The sequence below is a fragment of the Thermoflexus sp. genome (assembly GCF_025055495.1).
GTDB lineage: Bacteria > Chloroflexota > Anaerolineae > Thermoflexales > Thermoflexaceae > Thermoflexus.
Window position 1 is genome coordinate 1 of record NZ_JANWXB010000273.1, and the last position, 6,587, is coordinate 6,587.

Here is a 6,587-nt window from a genome sequence, read left to right on the forward strand (position 1 = left end):
TCTTTTGTGTTTTAACTTCTCCTCTTTCCCCACCCCCGCCGCCCCTCTCCCCATGCGTTTTGTTTTATATTTTTTGGGGGGGGGGGGGGGGGGGGCCCCCCACCCCCCCCCCCCCGCCCCCGAAACCCCTAAATCAAAAAAGCAAGAAATGAGGGATCTTCCTCTTTTGTTCCACCTGCATCATCCACAGGAGGTTATCTATGGGAATTCTTTTCCCATCCGATGCCTGGATCAAAGCCCTGATGGAGGAGGTCAATCGAAGCCCGGGCTACGCAGAGGCGGCGAAGAATTGGGAGGGGGATTTCTACTTCGTGGTGGAGCCGGAGGGACCGCTGACAAAACCGGTGGTGCTTTATATGGATCTCTGGCACGGCCAGTGTCGGGAGGCTTTTGAGGTGACCGATGAATCGGTCAAAAACCCAGCCTACCGGATGTCCGCCCCCTATTCCGTTTGGAAGCAGGTCATCCAGGGGAAGCTGGATCCGATCCAGGCGCTGGTGACTGGGCGGATCAAGCTAAAGGGGAATATGGTCAACATCATGCGCAACGTGCGGGCGGCCAAGGAGCTGGTGCTCTGTTGCACCCGCGTGCCCACGGATTTCATCGCGTGAGCCTTTAAAGCGCAAAAACCTGAACGAGGCCAGGATTCCAATGTGGTTCTTTAAGACCCCGGAGATCGTTTTCGGTGAGGACGCGCTTTCTTATCTGGAGCAACTGGAGGGGCGCCGGGCCTTTGTGATCACGGACCCCCATGTGCGGCGCCTTGGCCTGGTCAAGCCCGTGGAGGATCGGCTTCGTCGGGCTGGGCTCGACGTCCATGTGTTCGATGCGGTGGAGCCGAATCCCACCACCCATCTGGTCCACATCGGGGCCGATGTGATCCGCGCTTTCAACCCGGATTGGATCGTGGCGGTGGGTGGGGGTTCCGTGATCGACGCTGCCAAGGCGATCTGGGTGCTTTTTGAACGGCCAGATCTGGATCCGCTGGCGATCAGCCCGATGGAGCCGCTGGGCCTGCGGCGTCGCGCTCGCCTGATCGCCATTCCCACCACCAGCGGGACCGGCTCGGAGGCGACGTGGGCGATCGTTTTGACGGACCCGGAGGCGCGGCGCAAGCTGGGCGTGGGATCCCGTGAGAACCTGCCGGATATCGCCATCGTCGATCCGGCGATGGTCATGCAATTGCCGCCCCGTCTGACGGCCGACACCGGGATGGATGCGCTCACCCATGCTGTGGAAGGCTATGTTAGCACGTGGCGGAATCCCTTCAGCGATGCGATGTGCCTTCATGCAACCCGCCTGGTCTTCACCTACCTCCCTCGCGCTTATCAGCACGGAGCTAAGGATCCAGAGGCCCGAACTCAGATGCACCTGGCGGCGACGATGGCCGGGATCGGCTTCGGGAACGCGATGGTTGGCCTGGCCCACAGCCTGGGTCACGCACTGGGGGCGCGCTTTGATATCCCCCATGGCCGGGCCGTAGGTCTCTTTCTTCCTTATGTGATTGAGTTCAACGCACGGGTCGCCGCGGATCGCTATGCGGACCTCATGCGAGCCATCGGCCGGCCCAGCTCCAACGGCCCGGAGGCTGCCTTCCAGCTCTCCCGCGTTGTCCTGGAGCTTCTGGAAACCATCGAGCAGCCCCAGACGATCGCCGCATGCGGGATCCCAAGGGATGACTTCGAAGCGGATCTCTCGACGCTGATGGAATATGCGCTGGACGATCCCAGCACCCTGACTAATCCTCGAACCCCTACGGCGGAGGAGGTGGAGCACCTGTTCATGTATGCCTATGAGGGGAGGATGGTGGATTTTTAACCGATGAGGGTTACGCCTTAAGGGAGCTCCTCATCGCCTGAAAATAGCCTGCGCATTCGAACAGGAAGGAGAGTCCGATGCTGACCCACCTGGATGAGCGCGGACGGGCGCAGATGGTGGATGTGGGAGAGAAGGGAGAGACCCATCGGGTGGCCGTGGCCCGCGGGGAGATCTGGATGGCGCCTGAGACGATGGCCGCCATTCGGGAGGGGAACGTTCCCAAGGGGGATGTGCTGGCCGCCGCCCGGATCGCCGGGATCATGGCGGCCAAGCGCACGCCGGACCTGATCCCCCTCTGTCATCCCTTGCCGATCACCCATGTCCAGGTGGATTTCACCCTCCGGGATCCCGATGAGGCTCATCCGCAGCCCTGGGTGGAGATCACGGCGCGGGTGGAGACGGTGGCCCGAACCGGCGTGGAGATGGAGGCAATGACGGCTGTGATGGTGGCTGCGTTGACGATCTACGATATGGCCAAGGCATTGGACCGTCGAATGCGCCTGATGAACGTGCGCTTGATTGAAAAACATGGGGGGAAGAGCGGGGATCTCATCCTGGAGCCGTGAGAGGGAGGCGGTGGAGGCAACCCGCTGCATCTCGGGAAGAACCCATCATTTTGTCAACCGTGCTGGATCCATGGCGTGCTTGTAACAGGGCAGGCAGCCACCGAATCGGAGGGAACCCCTGATGGAGATTCAGATCCGTCTGTTCGCCACCCTGAAGGACCGGATCGGCCGTGAGGTGATCTCCGTCCGCGTCCCAGACGGCGCCTCGGTGGCCGATTTGCTGCAGGCGGTGGCGGAAACCTATCCGGCCCTGGGGCCCTATCTCCCTTCGACGATCGTGGCGGTCAATCATGAATTCGCCTTCCCGGAAGACACCTTGCAGCCGGGGGATGAGATCGCGTTGTTTCCGCCCGTCAGCGGGGGCGAGGAGGATCCTTCGCGGCCGGAGATCGTGGCAATTACGACGGAGCCCATCGATCTGAGCGCTTTGGTGCAAGCGGTGGCCACCCCACGAACGGGGGCGGTCGCGCTGTTTACTGGAGTGGTGCGGGGCGAGGAGGGGGATCGTCGGGTGAAGTTCCTGGAATACGAGGCCTATCTGCCTATGGCAGAGGCCAAGATGCGCCAGATCGTCGCCGAGATCCGGGGGCGGTGGCCTTTAATCCATGGCATCGCTCTGGTGCAGCGGGTTGGGCGGATGGCGGTCGGGGAGATCACTGTGGCGGTGGCAGTCTCCTCTGGGCACCGTCACGAGGGGATCTTCGAGGCCGCTCGGTATGGGATTGACCGATTGAAGGAGATCGTGCCGATCTGGAAGAAGGAAATCGGCTCCCACGGCGAGGTATGGATCGAGGGCCACTATCAACCTTCGCCAAGGGATGTCTCACGCTCCCCCCGCGATGGATGAAAGGGCCCAGGTCGATAGAGGCCTCTGTTCTTTATTTTATTTTTCTGGGGGCATAGGCCGTCTTCGACGGCCCACATCCCTGGAAAACTTCGCGGAGAGGGGGGAAAGGGGGGTGGGGCGGTGCCTGCGGCCCCATGGACCCGAGCGCAGGCCAGCTTTCCGTGAGCGCCTGAGGGGTCTTGCCCGCTTCAGAAGGCGCCTAACGGGATCTATCCCGCATGTTATGATCATGGATGGGGTAAGGCATGCCTTGCCCCATCCATGATCCGGATCCATCCCATTCCAGGAGGCCCTCTATGGCGAGTGTTCTCAAGCAGTATAAAGTGCGGGACTGGATGACTCCGAATCCGATCACCATCTCGCCCCGGACCACATTGCCGGAGGCCCATCAGATCATGAAAGAGAAGCGTATTCGGCGTCTGCCTGTGGTGGATGAGGGCGGGCATCTGGTCGGGATCATCACGCTGGGAGATGTGCGGGAGGCCTCTCCTTCAGATGCCACCTCCCTGAGCATCTTCGAGCTCAATTATCTTCTGGCCCGTCTCACCGTGGATAAGATCATGACGCGGAAGGTGATCACGGTCACTCCGGACACGCCGATTTATGAGGCGGCGCGGTTGATGCTGGAACATAAGATCGGCGGCCTGCCAGTGGTGGAAAACGGCCGCGTGGTCGGGATCATCACAGAGTCGGACATCTTTAAGATGGTGGTGCGGCTGGCGGCGGAAGAGTAGGGATGGGTCCAGGCACCTTCTGCGCCCCTGGGTTGATCCTTTGCTGGAAGGTTTCAGGTCATTGTGGGTGAAGGCCCAAGGTCTTTCGATGGTAAGGGGGCGCCGGTAGAACGCCCCCTTACCTCAAAATCTTCGCAGGAATTACGCTGTTGGAGACCGGTCGGACGAAGGGGAATACCCCTACCTCCTTAAAGCCCCCTGAGGAAGGGAACGGCATAACTCTTATCTTCGGATTGTGTATAGGGGAGCTGGCATGGGGCGACGTGGAACCTTATGGGATGGGTTGCGGAACCTGCGGCGGATCTGGCGGCTGATGCGGGATCCCCGCACGCCAGGTTGGTTGAAGATGATCCCTCTCCTGGTTCTGATCTACATCCTTTCCCCCATTGACCTCCTGCCGGACCTGATGATCCCCGGGATCAGTTCTCTGGATGATTTGGTCCTTCTCCTGATCGCCCTGCGGATGTTGCTGGATCTGGCTCCGGCGGAGGATCGACAGACGCCCTCCCGGCGCGAGGATGTCATCGAGACCACCTATCGGGTATTGAAAGAGTAAGCATCCGTATGAATCAGGGCGCTTTCGACGCGCTGATCCGCGCGGATGCATGGAAGCCCATCGATGGGGGGTCGGGGGTGAGGCGATCGCCCTTCCTTGTGAGCTGGCGTGGGGAGAGGGATTCAGAAACGTTTGGGGTGGTGGAGCGGGGGGCCTCGCCCTCGCCCCACTACCCCAAACTCCTGTCCGCCATTGGACCCAGCCAGCGGCACGCGTTCCGAATATGAACCCCATAGGTTTCGGGTCCGGGGCGCCGCCTTTGACAGCGTCCCAGATCGAATATTGCTTTTCTCTTTGGGGGCGAGGGGGACCACCTTCAGCAACCTCGCCCGCCCCTAAACCTCCCTCGAGAAGGGAACCACGCATTTGTCCATGGTCCACGCCTTCAATAGAAGGCGGAGGGGATCACGTGGAGCGCCAGGTGGAGATCCAGAGCGAAAGCGCCAAAGCAGAGGGCCAAGCCCAGATAGGGCCGGAGCGCTGGGAACCGGGCCGACAGCCAGACTATCAGGCCTGTCCCTGTTAGGAGACCGACCGGAAACCACGGAAGATCTCCATGGATCACCCCAGCGATCCCCAACACGATGACCCCAAGGCCGCATGCGATCCCCAGGCTCTTCGCCGCGCTCCCTTGCGCCCACGTGGACCACCCGATCACCAGCCCCAACGCGATGGGCAGCAAGGCCGGGAAGAGATAGCGTCCCTGATGCTGAACGAAGGACAGGTTATACCAGAGATAGGTCCCCACGGTAAGTCCCAGGGCCAGCAGCAGGAGGATCCCTCGGATGCCCCAGAGCGGGGAGCCTTGCCGCTGGCGTCCCAGATGGAGCGCAAGCCCCAGGAAGCCCAGAACGGTCAACCAGGCGAAAAGGAGATACCATCGGGCTTCCAGCACCACGCCCATCCATCCGAATTGTCCCCAGAAGCTTTGAAAGGTGAAGGTCCAGAAACGATCCAGGGTCGCCATCCATCCGTAGCGGGCGATCCACTCCGCGGTGCGGGGCTGGCCCACGACCACCCGATCATGTTGTTGCAGGCCCAGGAGATCCGGCCATCCATAAACGACCCCGTTGCGGATCCACCAGAGGGCCCCGATGGCGAGGGCCGGAAGCAGCCAAGGGAACAGGCGTCGGAGTCGCTCCGGCCATGGCTGGCCTTCCGCGGCGGCCCGAGCCAGAACGGCCACCAGGGCCACCAGCGCCATCGGATAGACCGTAGTCTTGGTGAGAAATCCCGCTCCCAGGAGAAGCCCGCCGATCCACGCCTGACGGGGTTGATGTCGGTGGAGTTCGTGGGCGATCCAGACCCATAATCCCAGGATCAGGGTCTCGGCCAGGGCATCGTTGTTCACGCTGCTGGCCATCGCCACATGCTGGGGCAGGAAGGCGAAAACCGCCGTGACCCCGATCCCCCAGGCGGGCTGCTCCGGGAACAGCCGGCGCACGGCGGCGAAGGCCAGGAGGATCTGGAGCGCTCCGAGGGCTGCTGAGAACAGGCGAAGGGGAAGCAGGGCGCCCCCGAAGAGGAGGAAAAGGGGGGTCATCAGCAGATAATACAGGGGGGGCTGATGGAACTCATAGCGCAACGGATCGATGGGAAGCTCCGGCGGGAAGCCTCTGGAAACGATCTCGCTCAAATAGGCTTGATCGTAATCTCCAGGCTGCAGGACGGGCAAGCGCCCGGTGGTGGCAATGAACCGGATGTAATTGTAATGGGCCGGCTCGTCCGGCGCCTGCCACGGCGGCGTCCGCGTGGCGAAACCCCAGGCCAGAATGAGATAACCACATAAGATCAATAGCATGAACCCTCGCGTCACCGGCGAGATCTCCTCCGCATCCATTGGTTCTGATTGATAGAGCTATCCCAGGGGATTACCCGTAATGGGCAACCCCGAGGGGCACTCGTGTGGAGCAACCATGAGGGTTGCCCATAGGGGGCGACCGCAGGGATTGCCCGTATGGGGCGACCCCCTGGGGTCGCCCCATACGGGCCACATCGCGCGCCACGTTTTTTGTAGGGGCAGGCCCCCGTGCCTGCCCCATCGGGGCGACCACGGGGGGTTGCCC

Annotated in this window: 7 protein-coding genes; 6 read left to right on the forward strand and 1 reads right to left on the reverse strand. The window is 61.8% G+C overall.

Going from position 1 to position 6,587, the window contains the following annotated elements; genetic code table 11:
• Positions 1-200 precede the first annotated feature (200 nt).
• From NZM16_RS08835 to NZM16_RS08860, 6 genes are all read left to right on the forward strand, one after another.
• Positions 201-611 carry an SCP2 sterol-binding domain-containing protein gene (locus tag NZM16_RS08835; protein ID WP_295451936.1) on the forward strand — a complete coding sequence of 137 codons (411 nt, stop codon included), beginning with the start codon at positions 201-203 and terminating at the stop codon, positions 609-611.
• 40 nt (positions 612-651) lie between these two features.
• Positions 652-1,818, forward strand: a complete 1,167-nt coding sequence (locus tag NZM16_RS08840; protein ID WP_295479994.1) for an iron-containing alcohol dehydrogenase — start codon at positions 652-654, stop codon at positions 1,816-1,818.
• Between the two features lie 77 nt (positions 1,819-1,895).
• The gene (gene moaC / locus NZM16_RS08845; protein ID WP_295451932.1) at positions 1,896-2,384 is read left to right on the forward strand and encodes a cyclic pyranopterin monophosphate synthase MoaC; all 489 of its coding nucleotides are present in this window, start codon (positions 1,896-1,898) and stop codon (positions 2,382-2,384) included.
• Between the two features lie 121 nt (positions 2,385-2,505).
• Positions 2,506-3,231 (forward strand): molybdenum cofactor biosynthesis protein MoaE, encoded by a 726-nt coding sequence (locus NZM16_RS08850; RefSeq protein WP_295451929.1) that lies wholly within the window; start codon positions 2,506-2,508, stop codon positions 3,229-3,231.
• Between the two features lie 296 nt (positions 3,232-3,527).
• Complete coding sequence (locus NZM16_RS08855; RefSeq protein WP_295451926.1) at positions 3,528-3,965, forward strand: CBS domain-containing protein; 438 nt, start codon at positions 3,528-3,530, stop codon at positions 3,963-3,965.
• A 253-nt stretch (positions 3,966-4,218) separates the two neighbouring features.
• A complete protein-coding gene (locus NZM16_RS08860) occupies positions 4,219-4,521 on the forward strand; it encodes a DUF1232 domain-containing protein (protein ID WP_295451923.1) in 303 nt (100 codons plus the stop codon).
• A gap of 385 nt (positions 4,522-4,906) precedes the next feature.
• Here NZM16_RS08860 and NZM16_RS08865 read toward each other — a convergent pair whose 3' ends face one another.
• Complete coding sequence (locus NZM16_RS08865) at positions 4,907-6,337, reverse strand: DUF2142 domain-containing protein (RefSeq protein ID WP_295479996.1); 1,431 nt, start codon at positions 6,335-6,337, stop codon at positions 4,907-4,909.
• Between the last annotated feature and the right edge of the window lie 250 nt (positions 6,338-6,587).